The 19,811-nt window shown below is 72.0% G+C and carries 3 protein-coding genes; all 3 read right to left on the reverse strand.

The window, feature by feature from the left end; genetic code table 11:
* Window positions 1-3: 3 nt before the first annotated feature.
* The 3 genes from OOT46_RS11810 to OOT46_RS11820 are packed head-to-tail and all read right to left on the reverse strand — an operon-like array spanning window position 4 to window position 19,798.
* Window positions 4-8,751, reverse strand: coding sequence for a type I polyketide synthase (locus OOT46_RS11810; protein ID WP_265403804.1), 8,748 nt, complete (start codon window positions 8,749-8,751; stop codon window positions 4-6).
* A complete protein-coding gene (locus tag OOT46_RS11815; protein WP_265403805.1) occupies window positions 8,751-14,717 on the reverse strand; it encodes a type I polyketide synthase in 5,967 nt (1,988 codons plus the stop codon). Before OOT46_RS11815 ends, OOT46_RS11810 begins: the two co-directional genes overlap by 1 nt.
* Window positions 14,714-19,798, reverse strand: a complete 5,085-nt coding sequence (locus OOT46_RS11820; protein WP_265403806.1) for an SDR family NAD(P)-dependent oxidoreductase — start codon at window positions 19,796-19,798, stop codon at window positions 14,714-14,716. The genes OOT46_RS11815 and OOT46_RS11820 overlap by 4 nt, the downstream gene beginning before the upstream one ends.
* Between the last annotated feature and the right edge of the window lie 13 nt (window positions 19,799-19,811).

The following is a 19,811-nucleotide window of genomic DNA, read 5'->3' on the forward strand; positions in this document are numbered from 1 at the left end:
CCCCTACAACAGGTTGTCCAACAGGTCGGCGAGTTGGTCTTCGTCGAGATCGTCCAGCGCCTCGGCCGGCAGGCTCGCGGCGGGACGCACCGGGGGCGGCGCCTCCAGCTCGAGCGCCTGGGCGATGTAGGCCGCCAGACGGTGAATGTCCGGATGGTCGAAGACCACGCTGGCCGGCACCCGGATGCGAAACAGCTCCTGCACTCTGAGCTTCAGCTCGATGGACATCACCGAGTCGAAGCCCAGCTCATGGAAGGGCTTGTCGTCCGGCAGCTCGCGGCTGGCGTCCAGCGACATGACCTGGCGCGCGATCTGGCGCAGCTGCCGCTTCACCGCCTCGGGCCGGGCCAGGGCCGGCAGCCGGCGCAGCTCGGCCGCCACCTCTGGGGCCGGGGCGTCCGGGGTCGCCCGGGCCTGCGCCGCGTGCGCGGTGACCCACTGTTCGACCAGCGCAGGCGGCGTGTCCCGCCACCGGCCGGCAAACACCGGCCAGTCCACATCGATCACGCCGAGCCGGCCCGGGTCCATGAGCAAAGCCCGCTGCAGGTCGGCCAGGGCGCGTGCCACCGGCAGACGGCGCAGACCCTGGCCGCCACTGCGCGAGGTTTGCCTGGCCGCCATGCCGACCTCGTCCCAGCCGCCCCAGTTGATCGACAGTGCCGGCAGGCCCTGATGCCGCCGCCACTGCGCCAGCTGATCCATGAAACCGTTGGCGGCGGCATAGTTGCTCTGCCCCGCCGCGCCCAGCAGCGAGGCCAGCGAGGAGTACATGACAAAACAGTCCAGCTCCAGGCCGAGCGAGAGCCGGTGCAGGTTCCAGCTGCCGAGCACCTTGGCCTGCAGCACCGCCTGGAACTGCGCGTCGTCCAGCGCCGCGAAAGCGCCATCGGCCAGGACCCCCGCGCAATGGAAGATGCCGCGCAGCGCCCGCTCGCGCAGCACCCGCTCGAACAAGCCGCCCAGTGCAGCGCGATCGGCGACATCGCAGGCCTGGTAGTCGATGTGGGCGCCGGTGGCCTGGCGCAAGCGATCCAGCTGTTCACTCAGCCGGGCATCGAGTGCCCGGCGACCCAGCAAGACCAGATGTCGCGCGCCTTGTCGGGCCAGCCAGTGGCAGGTTTCCACCGCCAGGTCGCCCAAACCGCCGGTCAGCAGATAGACGCCGTCGTCGCGGCACCGGAACCCCTGTCCCGGCGACAAGGGCGGCGCCACCAGTTCCTGGACCCGGAGCACGTGACGCCGGCCCTCGCGATACGCCACCCAGTCGCCGCGCAGCGCCCGGCATTCGGTGAGCAGGGCCCGCACCTCCCGCTGCAGCGTGTGCGTGTCGGTGTCGAGCATGCCCACGACCCGCCCGGGCCATTCCAGGCTCAGCGATTTGCACAGACCCTGCGCCAGGCCGTAGAGCGGCGAGCCGCCTTGGCCGGCGACATCGGCGTGGCCTTGCGACACCACCCAGAACCCGGTCTGGTGGCCCGCAGCGGCCAACACCTCGCCGAGCCGGAAGGCCCGGCGCGCGGCCGCCACCAGGGCCAGCGCCTGTTCGCTCCACGGCGGCGCGTCGGCCTCGCATCCAGCGACGGCCGGCAGGTGATACAGCAGGCGTGCCGGGCGTCCCCCGAGCGCCTGGAGCACGGCATCGTCGTCGCATCCCCCGGCATCCAGCCAGGCACCGGTCTGCACCTGCCACGGCTGCCACAGCGAAGCACCATCGTCCTCCGGGTTGAGCCGCACCAGCACCGGCTCGGCGGACGCCGGCTGAGCGGGCGTCGCGGCCTGCGTCGTCCACGACTCGATCAGGTAATACGGCGAGGGCGCGGCCTGCCTGGGCGCGCTGAAGTCGCGCTCGCCGACCCGCCGCGTCAGCAGCCCTTCGATGCTCAGGAACGGCGGCCGGCCCGGCTCCGACAGGGTCAGGTCGTGCACGAAGGTCGAGGCCTGGGCATCCTCTTTCACCAGGCGTGTCACGCTGACCCCCTGGCCGGTGGCCGAGGCCTGCGTTCGCGGCCCGACCGTCAGGCGTTCGATCGCCAGGGGAATCGTGGCGCCTCCCATGTGGCTGCGTTCCGGCTCCTCGGCCAGGGTGGCAAGCGCAATGGTCTGAAGCAGCGAATCCAGTTCGCCCGGCACGACCCGGCCCTCGGGATGGAAGGTCCAGGCGAGCTGGGCGACCGTGTGCCCGACATGCTGATCGATCGACGTGATGCCACGGAAGCTGCCCGCCAGCCGGATCTCGGGCGCATACAGGCGCTCGTAGAACGCCCGGCCCTCGATGCGGGCCAGCGCGCCCTGCGACGGCGGTGCGACCAGCGCGGTCGGTCCCCCCGTGCTGGCACGCGCCTGGGCGCGCAGGTGCCGGCGTGTGCGCCCCGGGACATCGGACAGCACTTCGATGCTGTACCCGGGTGTGCCCCCGTCGCTCGCCAGGCGAAACTGGTAGCGCACCGCGCCGCTGTCGGCCTCCTCCACCACCAGCGGCTCCTCGCACAGCACGTCGACCAGCTGCCACGCCTGCCGGCCGCGCAGGTCGTCCAGCATGCCGATGATCAGTGCCAGGTGAGCGGCAGCGGGCACCACCGGCTGTCCGTGCACCAGGTGGTCTTGAAGCCGGAACGGCGGCTGGCCCGAATAGTCGAGCACGTACGTGACTTTCGGCGCCTCCTTGGGGCCCAGCCGCAGGCCCGGCAGCGCGGGCCGGGGCGCGGGAGCGGGCGGATCGATCCAGAAGCGCTGCCGCTCGAAGACATAGGTCGGCACCCGGCCGCGTCCGGACGCAGGCCAGCTCGACCTGCGCGCGGCTGCCGGCCCGGACAGCGCCAGCGCTTCATCGAGGGCGGCAACCGCGGCTGCCGGCGTGGCCGCGTCCAGCACGCGTGTGTGCCCCAGCTCGGCGCGTCTCCAGGTCTGGAGACGGAACTCGCGATAGTGCTCAGGCGGCAGATCCGCCAAGGCGTCCCGGTAGGCCCGCATCAAGTCCACCAGCGCCGCGGCACTGGCCGCCGAGATGCGCAGCCCGGCGGGCGGCTCGGCCCCCACGGGCGGCGCAGCCGGCAACGGCGCGGACTGCAACACCAGGTGCACATTGGTGCCGCTGAAGCCGAACGAGCTGAGCGCGGCATAACGCGGCCCCTCGCCTTGCCAGCTTTGCGCCCTGACTGGAATGCGCAGCTGCGCCGCGTCGATCCTGATTTCGGGATTGAGCCGCTGAAAATGCAGGTGCGGCACGATCATGCCGTGCTGCAGGCACAGCACCGCCTTGATCAGCCCGGCGATGCCGGCGGCCGTCTCGGCATGTCCGATATTGGTCTTGACCGAGGACACCCACAGCGGCGTGGCGCGCCCGGTGTCCTCGACATAGACGGCGTGCGCCGCGGCGATCTCGATCGGGTCGCCCAGCGGGGTGCCGGTGCCGTGCGCCTCCAGCAGTTCGACCTGCGCCGGATCCACCCGTGCATCGGCCAGCGCCTGGCGCAGCACCCGTTGCTGCGCCTGTCCATTGGGCGCGGTCAGTCCCTGGCTGTGGCCGTCCTGGTTGACCGCCGACCCGCGCAACACGGCCAGGACCGAGTCGCCGTCGGCCAGCGCGTCGTCCAGGCGCTTGAGCACCACCATGCCGCAGCCCTCGCTGCGCACATAACCGTCGGCGGCGGCGTCGAAGCTCTTGCAGCGGCCGTCCGGCGCCAGCATGTTGCCCTTGGACAGCAGCACCGAGGTCTCGGGCGACAGCAGCAGGTTCACGCCGCCCGCCAGCGCGATGTCGCACTCGCCGCGGCGCAGCGACTGCAGCGCCAGGTGCACCGCCATCAGCGACGATGAACAGGCCGTGTCCACCGCCAGGGCAGGGCCCTGCCAATCCAGCAGAAAGGCCAGGCGGCCGGCGGTCACGCTCAAGGCATTGCCGGTGCCGTGATGGTGCGACAGCGCCTCGGCATCGCTGGAGAAACGCCGCGCATAGTCGTTCGGCCCCGGCCCGACAAACACGCCGCCGCGCACCGGGCCGGCCGCGAAATCGTAGCCGGCGCGCTCCAGCGCCTCCCAGCTCACCTCCAGCAGCAGGCGCTGCTGCGGATCCATGCAGTGCGCTTCGCGCGGCGCAATGCCGAACAGGCCACAGTCGAACACATCGATTGCGTCGATGACACCGGCCCGCGCGGTGGCCAAGGCGCCCTGCTGCACCAGCTGCGGCGCATTCCAGCGCAGCGCATCGATCTCGCCGATCAGGTCGCGGCCGTCCAGCAGCATCGACCAGAAACCCTCGGGTGAATTGGCGCCGCCCGGGAACCGGCAGCCCATGCCGACCACCGCAATGTCGGCGGCAGCGGCCGGCTGGAGGGCTGTCTCGCCGGGCGCCGGGCTGGTCCGGCCGGTGCCCAGCATCTGCTGAAGCTGCCGCGCCAAGGCGCCCACCTGCGGAAAGTCGAACAGCAGCCGGGTCGGCACCTCGCAACCCAGCCGGGGCGCCAGGCGCTCGCACAGCTCGACCAGGGTGACGGAGTCCATGCCGAGCGCATGCAGGGTGTCGCCGTCCTGGATGGACTGAGGATCGGGCATCGCCAGGATCGAGGCCAGGGTGTCGCGCAGCAGCTGCCCGACGCTGTCGGGATCGAAACGCGCCGGCGCCTGGGCCGCGGACGTCGGCTGCGTGGCGGGCTGGGGCACAAAGGCCGCCAGCAGAGGGCGCGCCACCGCCTGCCGGGCCAGGATCCGGGGCCAGTCGAAGCCGGCCCAGATCGGCAGCGGCTCCGCCGCGGTCAACCACTCGACACACCGGCTGCGCAGCCGTGCCGGATCAAGCGGCAGCACGCCGGCACGCTGCAGCTGCCGCAGGGCCGCCTCGCCGGCGGCCATGCCGGTGCCCGCCACCGCGCCCAGGCGCAGGCTCAGCGCCGGGCGCCCCGCTGCCCGGCGCTGCACGGCCAAGGCATCGAGAAAGCCGTTCGCCGCGGCATAGTTGGCCTGGCCGGCGGCCCCGAACACGGCGGCGATCGAGGACACCATCAGGAAAAAATCGAGGTCGCAGTCGGCGCTCAGGCGATCCAGCCACCACGCGCCGCCCGCCTTGGCGCCGAACGCGTCCGCAAAGTCCGCGGCCTGCATCTGCCGGAACGACACATCGGCCAGCCGGCCCGCCGCATGGACGATACCGGCCAGCGGCGCATGATCACGCGCCAGCCGCTCGAACAGCCGCCTGACCGCCTCGCCCTCGCTCATGTCGGTGCGAAGGACCGTCAGGCGCGCCCCCTGCGCCGCCGCCAGGGCCCGCAGCGGCGCGAGGCCCGCCTCGGTATCGCGGCGTGCGGCCAGCACCACATCGCGTGCGCCCAGCTCGATCAGCGCCTGGGCCAACAAGCGACCCAGCGCCCCGGTGCCACCGGTGACCAGGTAGCTGCGATCGGCACGCACGCTCGCCGCGCCGGGCCGCGCTGTCACGCGACGCTCGACCAGGCGCGGCACCTGGACCTCGCCGTCGACCCAGCGGCGTTCCCAGTCCTCGCCCCGCTCGATGCCGATCTCGGCCAGCAGCGCCGCAGCGCGCGGGGCGGCGGCGTGGCGAAGGTCCAGACCGATCAGCGTGAGCGGCAGGCCGGCTTCCTCTTCACGCAGCGAGCGGCACAGGCTGGCCAGGCAAGACGCCAGCGGCGGGTAAGCGTCGCTGCCGCTGGCGACGACGCAATAAAGGCGCGGGCCCGGGCCGCCGGGGTCCGGCGCCAGCCGCTGCACCAGCCGAAGAAATCCATGCAGGCGCTCCGGGTCGGGCAGCCCCGCCGGTTCGCTCGGGCTGTAGATCACCGCATCGATGCCGGCGACCTCGAGCGCCTCCGGCAGCCGGTCCACGGACAGCGTTTGCACCACGCCACCCGCCGCGGCCAGGCCCTGCGACAGGCAGCCGGCAAAGGCCGCGTCCTCGACCAGCAGCAGCCAACGTTTCTCCAGGGGCCGGGCCGGCGCCGCCGGCGTCGCCTCGATCCAGTCGATCGAGTAATCCCTGTCGGCGGCGCTGGCGCCGCGCTGCACATCGGGCAGCCAGTGGCGCTCGCGCTCGAAGGGATGCAGGGGCCATGACAGCCGCGGCGGATCCTGCGGCACCGGGCGTGGCCAGTTCAGCGGCAGCCCCGACAGATAGAGGCAGCGCAAGGTGTCCGCAAAGGCGCTGAGGTCGTCGCGCGGCCGCAGCAGGCCGCGCCACTGCACCCGATCGGCCCCTGGCAGCAGCTTGGCCATGCCGACCAGCTGCTCATACGGGCCGATCTCCAGCGCCAATCGGCCGGGCGCGGCGGTCCAGTCCTCGCTGCCGGCCAGCGCCGCCACCGCCTGCTCGAACCGCACGGCGCCGGACACATGGGACACCCAGTAGGCCGGGTCGGTCAGCTCGACATCGGCAACGCGCCCCAGGGCGGACGACAGGAAGCCGATGCGCGGCCGGGCGAAACGGGTTTGCCGCACCACCTGCTCGAACTCGCCCAGCATGGGCGCCATCATCGGCGAGTGGAAGGCATGCGACACGCTCAGCGGCACGCAGCGCAGCCCGCTGTCTTCGGCCAGGCGGGCCAGGCGTTCGATCGATGCCGGCGTGCCGGACAGCACATGGTTGGTGGGACCGTTGATGACCGCGATCGCGGCCTCGCCGCCGCTGGCACGCACCAGCGCCTCGGCACGTTCGCGGTCGGCGAACACCACCAGCATGCGGCCGCTGGCGCAACGTTGTTCCATCAAGCGGCCGCGGTAGACGATCATGCGCGCCGCATCCTGCAGATCGAATACCCCGGCCAGCACCGCGGCCGCGTATTCGCCGATGCTGTGGCCGAGCACGAACTGCGGCTGCAGGCCCAGCGTCTGCAGAAACTGCGACAGCGCGTATTGCAGACAGAAGATCGCCGGCTGGGTGTGCCCGGTGGCATGCAGCGACGGCGCCTCACCCCAGATCACCGGCAGGATGGAGTGACCCAGGTGGCGTGCCAGCTCCCGGTCACAGTCTTCCAGCAAGGCGCGGAAGGCCGGCTGCGTGTCATGCAGCGCCCGCCCCATCTGCACATACTGCGAGCCCTGCCCCGTGAACAGCCATGCCATCGCCGGGAGCGCCGACACCGGCTCGGCCGGGGCTGCCCGGCAGGCCGCGTCCAGCTGCTGGAGCAGCGTGTCGCGGTCGGTGGCGACAAAACCGGCCCGGTAGGGATAGTGGGTGCGGCCGGCGTTGAGCGCTTCACAGGCATCCGCCCAGGCGCTTTCGCGGGCAAAGAAGTCGCGATGGCGCGCCAGCAGCGCCTGCAGCGCGGTGGGGCTCTTGGCCGAGACGGTGAGCCAGCGCGCCACCGGCGCCGCGGCAGCGGGTTGCTGTGGCGCCGGCCCGCGTGCCGGCACGGCGCTGCAGGCGTCCTGCAGGATCAAGTGGGCATTGGTGCCGCTGAAGCCGAAACTGCTGACCCCGGCGTAATACGGCGTCTCGGGGGACAGCTGCAGCGCGACCGGCCGATCCACCACCTCCAGGCCGGCGTTCCAGTCGACATGCGGCGTGCGCTGCCCGAGGTTGATCTGCGCCGGCAGCAGCCGGTGCTGCAAGGCCAGCACGACCTTGATGACACCGGCGACGCCGCTGGCCGCTTCGAGATGGCCGATGTGGGCCTTGATCGATCCCACCCGCAGCGGCTCGTGCCGGTCCTGGCCCGCGCACAAGGCCTGCTGCAAGGCCTTGGCCTCGATCGGATCGCCCAGCGAGGTGCCGGTGCCGTGCGCTTCGACATAGCGGACGGCGGCCGGCGCCACCCGGGCCTTCTTCAAGGCCGCCGCGATCAGGGCCTGCTGCGCGTGGCCATTGGGCACCGTCAGCCCGCTGCTGGCGCCGTCCTGGTTGACATGGCCGGCGCGGATCACCGCCAGCACCGGGCAGTTCTCCGCCACCGCATCGCTGAGCCGCTTGAGCACCAGCAGGCCGCAGCCCTCGCCGCGCACCAGGCCGTCGGCCGCGGCGCTGAAGGGGCTGCAGCGGCCGCTGGCGCTGAGCACCTTGTTCTGCGCCAGTGCAATGCTGGGCTCGGGCGTCAGCAGGACATTGACCCCGCCGGCCAGCGCGGTGTGGCATTCGTCGTTCACCAGGCTCCGGCAGGCCTGGTAGATCGCCACCAGCGACGACGAGCAGGCCGTGTCGATGGCCAGCGCTGGGCCGTTGAAGCCGTAGTGGTAAGCCAGCCGGCCGGCCGCCGAATTCATCGAGGTGCCGGTGATGGAGTAGGCATCCTGGCTCGCCTCGCGCTCCGGACTGAAGCTCATCACCGCGTATTCGCTGGAGCTGATGCCGACGAACACGCCGACCGGCTGACCGCGCAAAGCGCCCGCGGGCAGCAGCGCCTGCTCCAGCGCCTCATGGCTGACCTCCAGCAAGAGGCGTTGCTGGGGGTCCATCTGCTGCGCCTCACGCGGCGAGATCCCGAAGAACTTCGCATCGAAGCGGTCCGCGTCGGGCAGGTAGCCCGCGCGACGTGCATAGGTCTTGTACGGCGTGCCGGGCACCGGGCCGTAGTACTCGTCGATGTCCCAGCGATCCGGCGGCACCTCCGAAATCGCTTCGCGTCCCTCGCTCAGCAGCGACCACAAGGCCGCCGGGCTGTCCGCTCCGGGCATGCGGCAGGCCATGCCGACGATGGCAATCGGCTGGTCCAGGCGCGCCGACAGCGCCTGGATGTGCTGCCGGCTCTGCTGGATGATCTCGTGCTGCCGCGCCAGCAGCTCGGCCTGGGTCTGTTGTGTCGTTTCCATCAACGATCCTCGAGCAGGGCTTGCATGGCCCGCAGTTCCTGTTCCATGTCGTCCACGCTGGGGGCCTGCACGCCGGCTGCCGCCGGCTCTTGGGTGCGGACCTCCTGGGGCAAAACGCCCTCCCCGGCCGGCTCCAGCCGGGTGGCGACCCAGGCCCGCAGGCGGGCCAGATCGGCGTTGTCGAACACATCCACCGAGGACACCGCCAGCCCGGTGTGGGCCGACAGCTTCTCGGCGAACGACAGGGTGAGCAGCGAATCCATGCCCAGATCCTGAAAGCCGGTGTGCAGATAGCTGAGCCGGTCGCCGCCCAGCCCCAGCACCTCGCGCAGCACGCCGAACAGCTGCGCCTCGAGGAAAGCGGCGCGGCGCGGCGGCGGCAAGGCCAGGTAGTCGCTGCGGAAGTCGGCCGCGGCCTGCCGGCGGCCGGCCGCCCCCGCCGGGCTGTCATCGGCCGTACCGACCTGCTCGAACAAGCCGTCCAGCCAGCTGAAGCGGTAGATGGGCTTGAAGCGCGGCCAGTCGATGTCGAGCAGCGCGGATTCGGCCCCGGGCAGCGGCCCGGTCAATACGGCCGCGAGCTGGTGCACATCGAAGCTGCGCACGCCGACGCGCCGTGCGGCTTCCTTGCCTGCCGCGTCGAGCATGCCGCTGTCCACCGGCCCGAGCTGCACCAGCGAGGCCGCCAGCCCGTGAGCCCGCCGCAACTGCACGACCCGGTCGGCGAAGTGATTCGCCAGCACGTAGTGCGCTTTCTGTCGGGCGCCCCACAAGCCCACCATGGTCGACAGCACCAGAAAGGATTTCAGGTCGCGAGCTGCATGCCGGTGCAGGTGCCAGGTGCTGGCCAGCTTGGCCGTCACCACCTCGCGCAGATCGCCCGGGGCGCTCGCGCTCAAGAGGCGGTCGCCGCCGATGCCGGCCGAATGGATCAGGTGGTCGATCGACAGGCCCTCGCTCTGCAGCCCGTCGAACAGAGCCGCCACTTGCCCGGCGTCGGCCAGATCGGCCGCCCGGGCGATCACCCGCGCCCGCTGCCCGCGCAGGGCCTGCAAGCGGTCCAGCCGGGCTGCGCTCAAGGCCTGCCGGCTCACCAGCACCAGGGTGTCGACCCGCGGAGCCAGCGCCTGGGCCAGCGCGTAGCCGATGCCGCCCAGGCCGCCGGTGATCAGCACCGTGCCGTCCGCGGGGGCCGCCGGCAAGGACTCGCCCGGGGGCGGCTCCTGACGCTGGCGGGCCAGCGGCTGCAGCTTGGGCGCATAGGGCATGCCGCCGCGCACCGCGAGGTAGCGCAGCGCGCCGGGCTGGCGGATGTGCGCCAGCACGCGATCGATGTCGCCCGGCTCCCCCTGCACGTCGATGACACCACCGATGCGCCCGGGATACTCCAGCGCCGCACACTTGATAACGCCGGTCATGACCGACTCGGCCAGGCCCGCCAGCCGATCGGTTTCGTTCACGCGCTCGGCCTGCGTGGTCACGCACCACAGCCGCGCCTGCCGGGTGGCCTCGTGGCCCAGCCAGTGGCGGCATACCGCGATCATCGATTCATACAGCGGTGTCGCCGCCGCGACCGGATCGGTGTCCTCGTGTCCCGGCGCGGCCGGCAAACACAGCAGGTGGTCGAACACCGTGTCGGCCGGCACGCTGTCCATCGTGCTCGCGGCTTGCCACGACAAATCGATGCAGGTCGCGCCCTGCCGCCGGAGCTGCTCGACCCAGGGCCGGCCGGGGCCGTCATGCACCACCAGCCAGTGCTCGCCGCGCGAGCCGCGCGCCGCCTGGGCCACGATCAAGGCCTCGGCGCTGAGCGGGTGCGGCAGCAAGGTACGCACCGTCTCGAAGCGCTGCGCCGTGAGCTGCTGCGCCCACTGCTCCGGCGCCAGCACCGCGTAGTCAGGCCGCAGGACATGGTCTTCGAAACGCCACCAGCCTTCGGTCATGCCGAAGCTGATGTCGGCGCTCAGCTGCGGCTTGATGCACTCGCGCAGCAGCAGGCAGCCAGCCGGCGCCAGCAGATCGCGCACATGGCGCAAGGTGTCGGCGATGGAGCGCGTGGCATGCAGCACATTGGCCGCGATGACGATGTCGAAGGAGCCCGGGTCGAAATGCTGGGCGGCGACCGGCTGTTCGATGTCGAGCAGGCGGTAGTCCAAAAAGCGGTGCTCGCCGAACAGCGTGCGCGCGCGCTCCAGGAACAGCGGCGAGATGTCGGTATAGCAATACGTCGCCACCGGCATGCCGCGCAAGGCGTCCAGCACGCTGCGGGTCGTGCCGCCGGTGCCGGCGCCGATCTCCAGGATGCGCAAGGGCCCGCGGTCGCCCAGCGCTGCGACCAGCTGGCCGAGCTGTCCGTTGAGCACGCGCGAGATCGGCGAGTCGATGTAGACGGCCTCGCTGCCTTGCATCGACGCGCCGCCGAACAGCACATCCAGCGGCTCGCGCCGTCCGCGCAGCACCTCGGCGAGCGCGCTGCCGCAGCGTTGCATGAACGCCGTTTCGGCCTCGAAGCGCGGATGGTGTTGTGCCAGGGCGCCGAAGTCCGCCGGCCCCTGCACGGGCACCGGCTGGCGCGCCAGCACCGCCATCAGGTGGGCACACAGGCGCTGCTGGGCCGCCACCACGCCGCTGCCCGCGATGGCCTGCGCGGCATCCTCGGCGCGGGCCGGCAGTCGCAGCTCGTCGAGCACCTGGGAGATGAGCGCCAGGCAGACCTGCTCGACGCGCTCGCGGTAGCGGTTGTACTCGGCCAGTCCGAAACGCTCGGCCCAGGTGGTGGACGGTTCGCAGCGCTCCAGCACCTCGGCGAGGGCCGCCAGCGCGGGCCGCGGGGCCATCGAGGCGGGCGCCGGCCACGCGGCCGGCAGCCAGCGCTGGGCGTAAAAGCAGTCCGGCGACAGCGCCGTCTTGTTCGCCGCCGGTGTGTCGGCCAAGGGCCTGAACAACGCATCGGCGATATGGCCGAGCGGGCGCTGCTGCGCATCGGCAATGGCGATGTCGAAGCGATACCCGTCGGCGCTGTCCTGGCGGGTCAGCCGCACCTGCAAGGCGTCCGGCAGCTCGTCGGGCAGCACCACCTCGCCGATGGCGGCCAGCAGATGGATGCCGTCGCCGGCCTCGCGCCCGCCGGCGCTGGCCTGGAAGCAGCCGTCCAGCACCAGCGCCATGCGCTGCAGGGCATCGAGGCTGGTCTCGCCCGCCAAGCGGATGTGGCCCTCCAGTTGCCCGCCGTCGTGCCGCTGCAGGTGGGTGACGCAGCGAAACGCTGCGCCGAGCTCGACGCCCGCGGCCTCGTGGCCGGCGTACAAGGCCGCCAGGTCGAGGGCGCGCCCGTGGCCGGCCAGGGCCGGCATGCCGGGCGGCAGCGCCACGGCTGCCGCCTCGGGCGGACAGCTCGCGCTGACGTGGCGGGTCCAGGCCGATTCCGGCAGGTCAGCGGCCCGGCTCCACCAGCTCAGCTCCGCGCCCTGCGGGCCCGGCTGGACCTGCAGCACGTGGTCGCGCCCGGGCAGGTCGATATCGACCGGGTGATGGAACCCGAGCGCCGCCAGCCGGGGCCGCGGCCGGCCCAGCGCGTCGCCAGCCAGCCGCCGCATCAGCTCGATCAGCAGCGAGGCCGGCAGCAGGCGCCGCCCGCGCACCCGGTGCTGGTCGATGAACTCCAGCCAGGGCGAGGCGAGATCGAGCCCATAGGCGATGCGGCCGTCCGGCTGCGCGAGCTTGCTGCGCACCAGCGGATGGAGGTGCTCGTCCCCGGGTCCGCCATGCGCCCTCAGCAGCGTTTCGAGACGCGGTGACTTGAAGGTCTTGCGCTCGAAACAGCGCCGCGGAAAGTCGACCACGACGGCAGGCGCCTGCCGGTACAGCGGCGACCAGTCGATGTTCACCCCGGCGTTGAACAGGGCGGCCAAGGCGCGCCGCAGCTCGGCCGGACTGCCCAGCGCATGAAACTCCGCCGCGGCCGGCAGCCGCAGTGGCGGCGTCCCCTGCCCCAGCAGGATCGCGCCCGCCTCGGTAGGCAGCCCGTCGGGCGCCCTCTCGGCAGGCCGGCTTCCATCGGCTTCGAGCAGGGTCAGCTCGTCCGTGCCGCTGACATAGGCCCCGGCAGCAGGCGCCTCGGCGCCGGCCAGCCAGGCGCGCACCGGGTCAGGGGCAATGCCTTGCAGGACCAGCTGATCCGGGAACACCGCGAAGGCCGCCAGCTGGCGCAGCAGACCGCGGTGCGCCTGGGCGAGATCGCCGCCGTCCGTGGGCCTAGCGCCGGCCAGCGCGTGCAGGCGCCCGGCATCGTCATGGCAGGAAAGGAACAAGACGATGCGGCGACGCGGCGACGCCGCGGTGCGACTGTCCAGCGCACGCCGCAGGCGCGAGGCCAGCTCGGCGGGGTCGCGTCCGGTGACCGCGATGCGCTCGGGCAAAGCCAGCCGTCGCCGCGTCGAGGTGTGGCTGAGGGCCGACACGGCCGTGGCCGGCCGGGCGTCCAGATAGGCCAGCATGTCCTCGGCATGCTGGCGCAGCGCCCGGGGCGATCGGGCGCTGAGCGCGAGCACCTGTTCCTCGTGGTCCGGCATGTCGCTCGACGCTGCCGAGGGCGACGGCGGCGCTGCCACGATGACATGCGCATTGGTGCCGCTGAAGCCGAAGCTGCTGACGCCCGCATGCAGCGGGCCCTCGCCCCGGCGCACCAGCGGACTGGGCCGGCGGGCAATGCGGAACACCTCGCCGTCCCACTCGATCTTCGGATTCAGCTGTTCGAAACCGGGCTGGGGAGGCGCTTCGCCGCGCGCCACCACCAGCGCGGCCTTGATCAGGCCGGCGATGCCGGCGGCCGCTTCGAGGTGGCCGAGGTTGGCCTTGACGCCGCCGAGCTGCAGCGGATGCTCGACATCGTGACCCTCGGCAAACACCGCCGCCAGCGCGCGCGCCTCGATCGGATCGCCCAGGCGGGTGCCGGTGCCATGCGCCTCGACATAGCTGACGTCGCCCGGCGTCAGCCCGGCGCGCCGCAGCGCCGCGCGGATCACCGCTTCCTGCGCGCTGCCGTTGGGCACCGTCAGTCCGCTGCTGTGGCCATCGTGATTGATCGCGCTGCCCTTGATGAGCGCGTGGATGCGGTCGCCGTCGGCCAGCGCGTCCGCCAGGCGCTTCAAGACCAGGACCCCGCAGCCTTCACCGCGCACATAACCCTGGGCCCGTGCATCGAACACATGGCAGTCGCGCTCGCGGGTCAGCATGCGCGCGCGGGAGAAATTGATGCCCGCATGCGGCGTCAGGATGGCGTTGACGCCAGCCGCCAGCGCCAGCCGGCACTCGCCCTGGCGCAGCCGGCTGCAGGCCTCGTGCACCGCCACCAGCGACGAAGAACAGGCGGTGTCGATGGACAGCGACGGCCCGTTGAAATCGTAGAAGTAGGACAAGCGCCCGGCCGCCATGCTGAGCGAATTGCCGGACGCCACATAGGCATTGGCATGCCGGGCATCGGAGAGCAAGGCCATGCCGTAGTCCTGGCTGCCGATGCCGACGAAAACCCCGGTATCGCTGCCACGCAGAGCACCGATGTCGAAGCCCGCGTCCTCCAGGGCCAGCCAGCTCTGCTCGAGCAGCAGGCGCTGTTGCGGATCGAGGTTCTCCGCCTCCAGCGCCGACAAGCCGAAAAACTCGGCATCGAAGTCGTAGATCTGCTGCAGCAGGCCGGCATAGGGCGTCACCAGCTTGCCGACGGCGTTGTAGTCGGGATCGACGAATTGCCGCTTGCTCCAGCGATCGGCCCCCACTTCGACGACACCGCTGCGGCCGGCCTGCAGCAGATCCCAGTAGGCGTCGACACCGTCCACCTGGCCGGGAAAGCGGCAGGCGATGCCGATGATGGCGATATCGCACGGCTGCTCATGCAGCGCCAGCCTGTCGCTCAATTGGCGGATGGTCTTGATGGATTGCAGCAGCAGGTCTTTGCTGGCTTCGGTCACGATGTGGCTCCCAGTCGGTCCACGCGTTCAATTTCAGCGGCCAGGAGGCGCGCCAGGTCTTCTTCGCTGCGCTGGCGCAGCGGGGTGTCGTCCGCTTCCGCCGGCGCGGGCACAGCGGCGAAGCAGCGCTTGAGCGGGCCTTCGGCCAGCCAGTCGGCGAGCGCGGCGGCGGTCGGGCGATCGAAGGCGATGGTCGGCGGCAGCGGGCTGCGCAATTCGCCTTCGAGCTTCTTGTGCAGCACCGTCGCATGCAGCGAATCGATGCCCAGCTCGGCAAAGCCGTCGCCATCGGCGATCGAGGCGGCCGCATCGGCCCGCCCCAGGCACTCGGCGACCATCTGCTTGAGGCTGTCGCGCAGCTGGCGCAGGCGGCGCTCCGGTGCCAGCCCGGACAAGCGCTGCGCCAGCGCCCCCCCGGGCGGACCCGGCGGCGCGGCCTGCGCCGGTGGCGCCAGTCCGGCGCACAGGGGCGTGGGCGGGGTGTGGCTGAGGTATCGATCCCACGCCATGCCGAACACACCGACCGTTGCAGGCAAGGCCGCCTCGTCGGCGCCCATCGCCAGCAGTGTCCCGAGCACCGGCAGGTAGTCCGCCGCCCCGTACACCGACAGGCCGAGTTGCCGATAACTGGACGCCAGCCCGCTCCCGGCGCGGCTTGCCATGCCGGCGCCGGACCAGGGTCCCCACTGGATGGCGAGGCCAGGCCGGCCGCAGGCACGCCGGTGTGCGACCAGGCGCTCCGCCAAGGCATTCGCCAAGGCATAAGCCGACTGGCCCGCCTGGCCCAGCAGGGCCGACAGCGAGGAAAACACCACGAACTGCTCCAGCGGCTGGTGCGAGGTCGCCAGGTGCAAATTCCAGGCGCCGACGAATTTGGCGCGCAGCACCTGCTCCACCCGCTCCCAGGCTTGCTGCCCGAACAAGCCGTCATCCAGCGTGGCGGCGCAGTGAAACACCCCGGCCAGCGGCGGCGCTGCGGACAGGCCGGCGGCCAGCGCCTGGCGCAGGCTCTGCAGGTCGGCGACATCGACGCTCAGCGTGTCGATGCGGGCGCCATGCGCCTGGCCCAGGCGCTGCAGCTGCGCCGCCTGTGCGGCGTCGGGCGCACGCCGATTGAGGTTGACGATGTGGCGCGCGCCGCGCTCCAGCAGCCAGCCGATCAGGGACAGGCCCACACCGCCGAGCCCGCCGCTGACGAGATAGCTGCGCCCGGGCGAGAGACGGAAATCGGTGCCTGCGGCCGAGGGCGTCAGGCGCGCCAGCCGAGGCACCGCCACGCCCTCGCGCGACACCACACACACCGGCTCGCGGGTGTTCAGCAGCGTTTCGACATGGCGCGACAACAGCGCGGCGGCATCGGCCTGGCACTCGACCAGGGTGGCGCTGAAGCCGGGTCGCTCCTTGGCGAGGCAGGCCAGCAGCGCCGACCAGTGCGGGGAAGCCTCGCCGGCGAAACCGTCCGAGCCACCGACAAGCAGCAGGTGCCCGCTGGTCAGCGTGGCCGTCCCCAGCGCCGACCAGGCCCGCGCCAGCCCGTCCAGCCAGGCCGCCATGCCGCCTTCGGACAAGGGCTGCAGCGGCTCCAGGCACAGCACGGTGCGCTCGAAGCGCCCTGGCAGGCCGGCCAGCTGGTCCAGGCCCGCCTCGACCAGCCGCACGCCGCGCGTCAACAAGGCCTCGCGCAGCCGCTGGTGCAGCTCGCCGCCCTCGCCCTGGCGCAACAGCAGGACCTCCCGCACGGGCGCGCCCGGCTCGGCCGACGCCGCCTGCCAGCGCCGGACGTAGCAAGCCGGTCCCGCCTGCCGGGGCGGACCGAAGGCCTGGGCCAGGCCGGTGCTGTCGGCCAGCGGGCGTTCGGTGTACCAGCAGAACACCGGCTCGAAGCGCCGCGGCGCCAGTGCGCGCGACGGGCCCTCGTCACCGCGCTCGACGATCACGTGGGCATTGGTGCCGCTGAAGCCGAAGGAACTGACCGCCCCCAGCAGCCGACCGGTGCCGCCGAGCGGCCGTGACGCCGCAGCGATCTCGATGTGTTCGCTGGCCTCGATGTATGGATTCAGCGTGCTGAAGTGAAGCTGCCCCGGCACGGCGCGCCGGCGCAGGCAAGCCACCAGCTTGAGCAGCCCGGCGAGGCCGGAGGCGGCTTCCGTGTGGCCGATGAAGGCTTTCACGGTGCCCAGCTGCAGCGGCGCGGTGCGCGGCACGCCATCGGCATACACGGCCCGCAAGGCGTGGTATTCGATCGGGTCGCCCAGCGGCGTCCCGGTGCCGTGCGCCTCGACCAGCGCCACCTGTTCCGCCGCGACACCGGCATCGCGCAGCGCCGCGCGCATCACGGCCTCCTGCGCGCGGCCGCTCGGCGCCGTCAAACCGCTGCTGCGGCCGTCGTGATTGACCGCGCTGCCGCGGATGACGGCATGCACCGTGTCCTGGTCGGCCCGGGCATCGGCCAGGCGTTTCAGCACCAGCACCACACAGCCCTCGGCCCGCACATAACCATCGGCGCGCGCATCGAAGGCCGCGCAACGCCCTTGCCGCGACAGCGCACGCGCCTTGGCGAGCAGCACGAAGGTGTCGGGCGACACCAGGGCATTGACACCGCCCACCACGGCCAGGGTGTTGCGGCCGCTGCGCAGGTGCTGCACCGCCGCGTCCAGCGCGACCAGCGAGGAGGAGCAGGCGGTGTCGCAGGCGATCGCCGGCCCTTGCAGACCGAACACATGCGCCACCCGCCCCGGGATGATGTTCATCGATTGGCCGGTGGGCATCAGCCCGGTGTGCTCGCCGTCCATCACCGAGCGGCACAGCGGCCCGTATTCGTTCTGGCCGATGCCGAAAAACACCGCAGCATCCTGGGCCTGGGCCTGGGCCTGGGCCTGGGCCGTGTCGCCGGCGAGCAGTGTCGAAGGATCGATGCCGGCATCCTCGAAGGCCCGCCAGGTGGTCTGCAGCGCCAGCCGCTGCTGCGGGTCCATGAAGCCGGCCTCGCGGCGCGACAGACGGAACACCTCGGGATCGAACGCCGCGATGTCACCCAGGTAGCCGCCGGCCAGGCTGTAGGCCTTGCCCGGCGTGTCGTCGGGCGCCCAGTAACGGTCCAGATCGAAGCGGTGCGCGGGCTGGGGATCGATCTGGTCCTTGCCGCTGCGCACCGCCTGCTCCAGCCGCTCCCAGAGCTGCTGCGGCGAATCGGCGCCCGGCAGGGCGCAAGCCATGCCGATGATGGCAATCGCACCGTCGTCGGGCAGGGGCTCGGCCTCGGCGAGCGCCGGCTTGGGACGCGCCTGCGACCACTTGGCCGCCAGGTCCTCCGCCAGCGCCTTCAGGCTCGGGTGGTCGAAGACCACGGTCGGCCGGCAAGCCACACCCAGGCGCTGGCGGATCTTCTGGCTCAGCTCCACGCTGAGCAGGGAGCTGAGTCCCAGTTCCGGCATCGGCCGCGTCTCGGCGGCCTGCGGCAGGCGCTGGCCCACCAGGTCGCCGGCCAGATCGCGCAGCAAGGCCAGGGTCGCGGCGCTGCTCGAGAAGTCGCCTTCGGCGGCCGGTACCCTGCCGCTCTCGGCTTGGCGGGGTATTGCGGCCGTCAGGGCGCCGAAGCCGCGCAGGTGTTTGTCCGGCGTCACGCTCTGCGCATAACGCCGCCAGTCGACATCGACCACTTGCAGCTGCGCCCGCTCGACCGCCATCAGGCGCTCGAGCAGCTGCAGGCCTTGCGCCGGCTCGATCAGCTTCAGGCCCAGGGCGGCAAAGGCACCCTGGTTCTGCTTGACGATCATGCCGACCCGCGCCCAGGGGCCCCAGGCGATGCTGCGGGTGGTCCGGCCCTGGCGGTTGCGCTCGGCGCTGAGGGCATCGAGCAAGCGGTTCGCCATGGCATACGGCGCCATCGACGCCGTGCCCCAGCTGCCGGCGATGGAAGAAAAGTAAACCTGGAAGTCCAGCGCCTGCCCTGAGGTCAAGCGGTCCAGGTGCAGCGCGCCGAGCGCCTTGGCGCCGATGATGCGCTCGATGCTCGCGCGGTCCAGTTGCGGCAGCCCAAGCGGCTCATTGGATCCCGCCGCATGGAAGATGCCGCGCAACTGCGGACCGCCCTGCCCCAGCACTTCCAGCCCGCGCGCCACGGCGGCGGCGTCGGCCAGATCGGCCTCGACCAGTTCGACCCGGGAACGCGGATACGCCGTGCGCCAGCGTGCCAGCAGCTCCGCGCGTGCCGGCGCCGCAGCCGCAGCACGGCGCCCGAACACCCCGACGCGCGCCACGCCGCGCTTCAGCAGGTGCTCGACCAGCACACTGCCGATGCCCCCCATGCCGCCGGTCACCAGGTAGGTGGCCTCCGGACGCAAGGGCAGCGGCGCCGGCAGCGTTTCGGTGAAACGCTGCAGCAGCGGCACGTGGCGCACGCCGCCGCGATAGGCCACCTCATCCTCGGCGCCATGGACGATCTCATCGACCGCCTGCTGCAGCGCCCCGGGTTGCGCATCGATGTCGATGCAGCCGCCCCAGGCCGCCGCCTGCTCCAGCGACAGCGACTTGCCCAGCCCGGCCAGCGGCGCCTGCGCCAGATCGAGCGGCGCGCTATCGCCGGGCAGCCATTGCGCATGGCGTGTGATCAGCCACAGGCGCGGCGGCTGCGGCAAGCGGATCACCGCAGCGGCCAGCGCCAAGGCCGTGCACCAGCGATCGAGCCAGCCCGGCCCGGTGGCCGCCTGGCTGGCCGGCAGATAGGCCACCGCGTCGAAGCTGCCCTGCTCGCGCAGGCGCTCGGCCAGCGCCTGGGGCGCCCAGCCGCCGCGGGCCTCCACGGGCAGGCGGCTCAGCTGCACCGACACACCGCCCGGCAAGGCGGGCAGCGCCGTGTCGCCCTCGGTGACGAGCAGCAGCCGCACCGGCCGTCCGGCATGGCGCGCCAGCGGCACGGGATGCCAAGCGCGCTCATAGACCGATGCCTCGATGCCGGACCCGGGTGGCGCCCCGACGAACTCGTCGGGCCGCAACTGCAGGATCTCCTCGCGCAAGCCGAGCGCCAGCTGCACCAGTTGCGGCTTGGAAAGACCTTCGATCTGCTCAAGAAAATTGGGCACTGCCTTGTTCCTC

Origin of the sequence: Aquabacterium sp. A7-Y (assembly GCF_026153205.1) — a bacterium.
Lineage (GTDB): Bacteria > Pseudomonadota > Gammaproteobacteria > Burkholderiales > Burkholderiaceae_C > Caldimonas.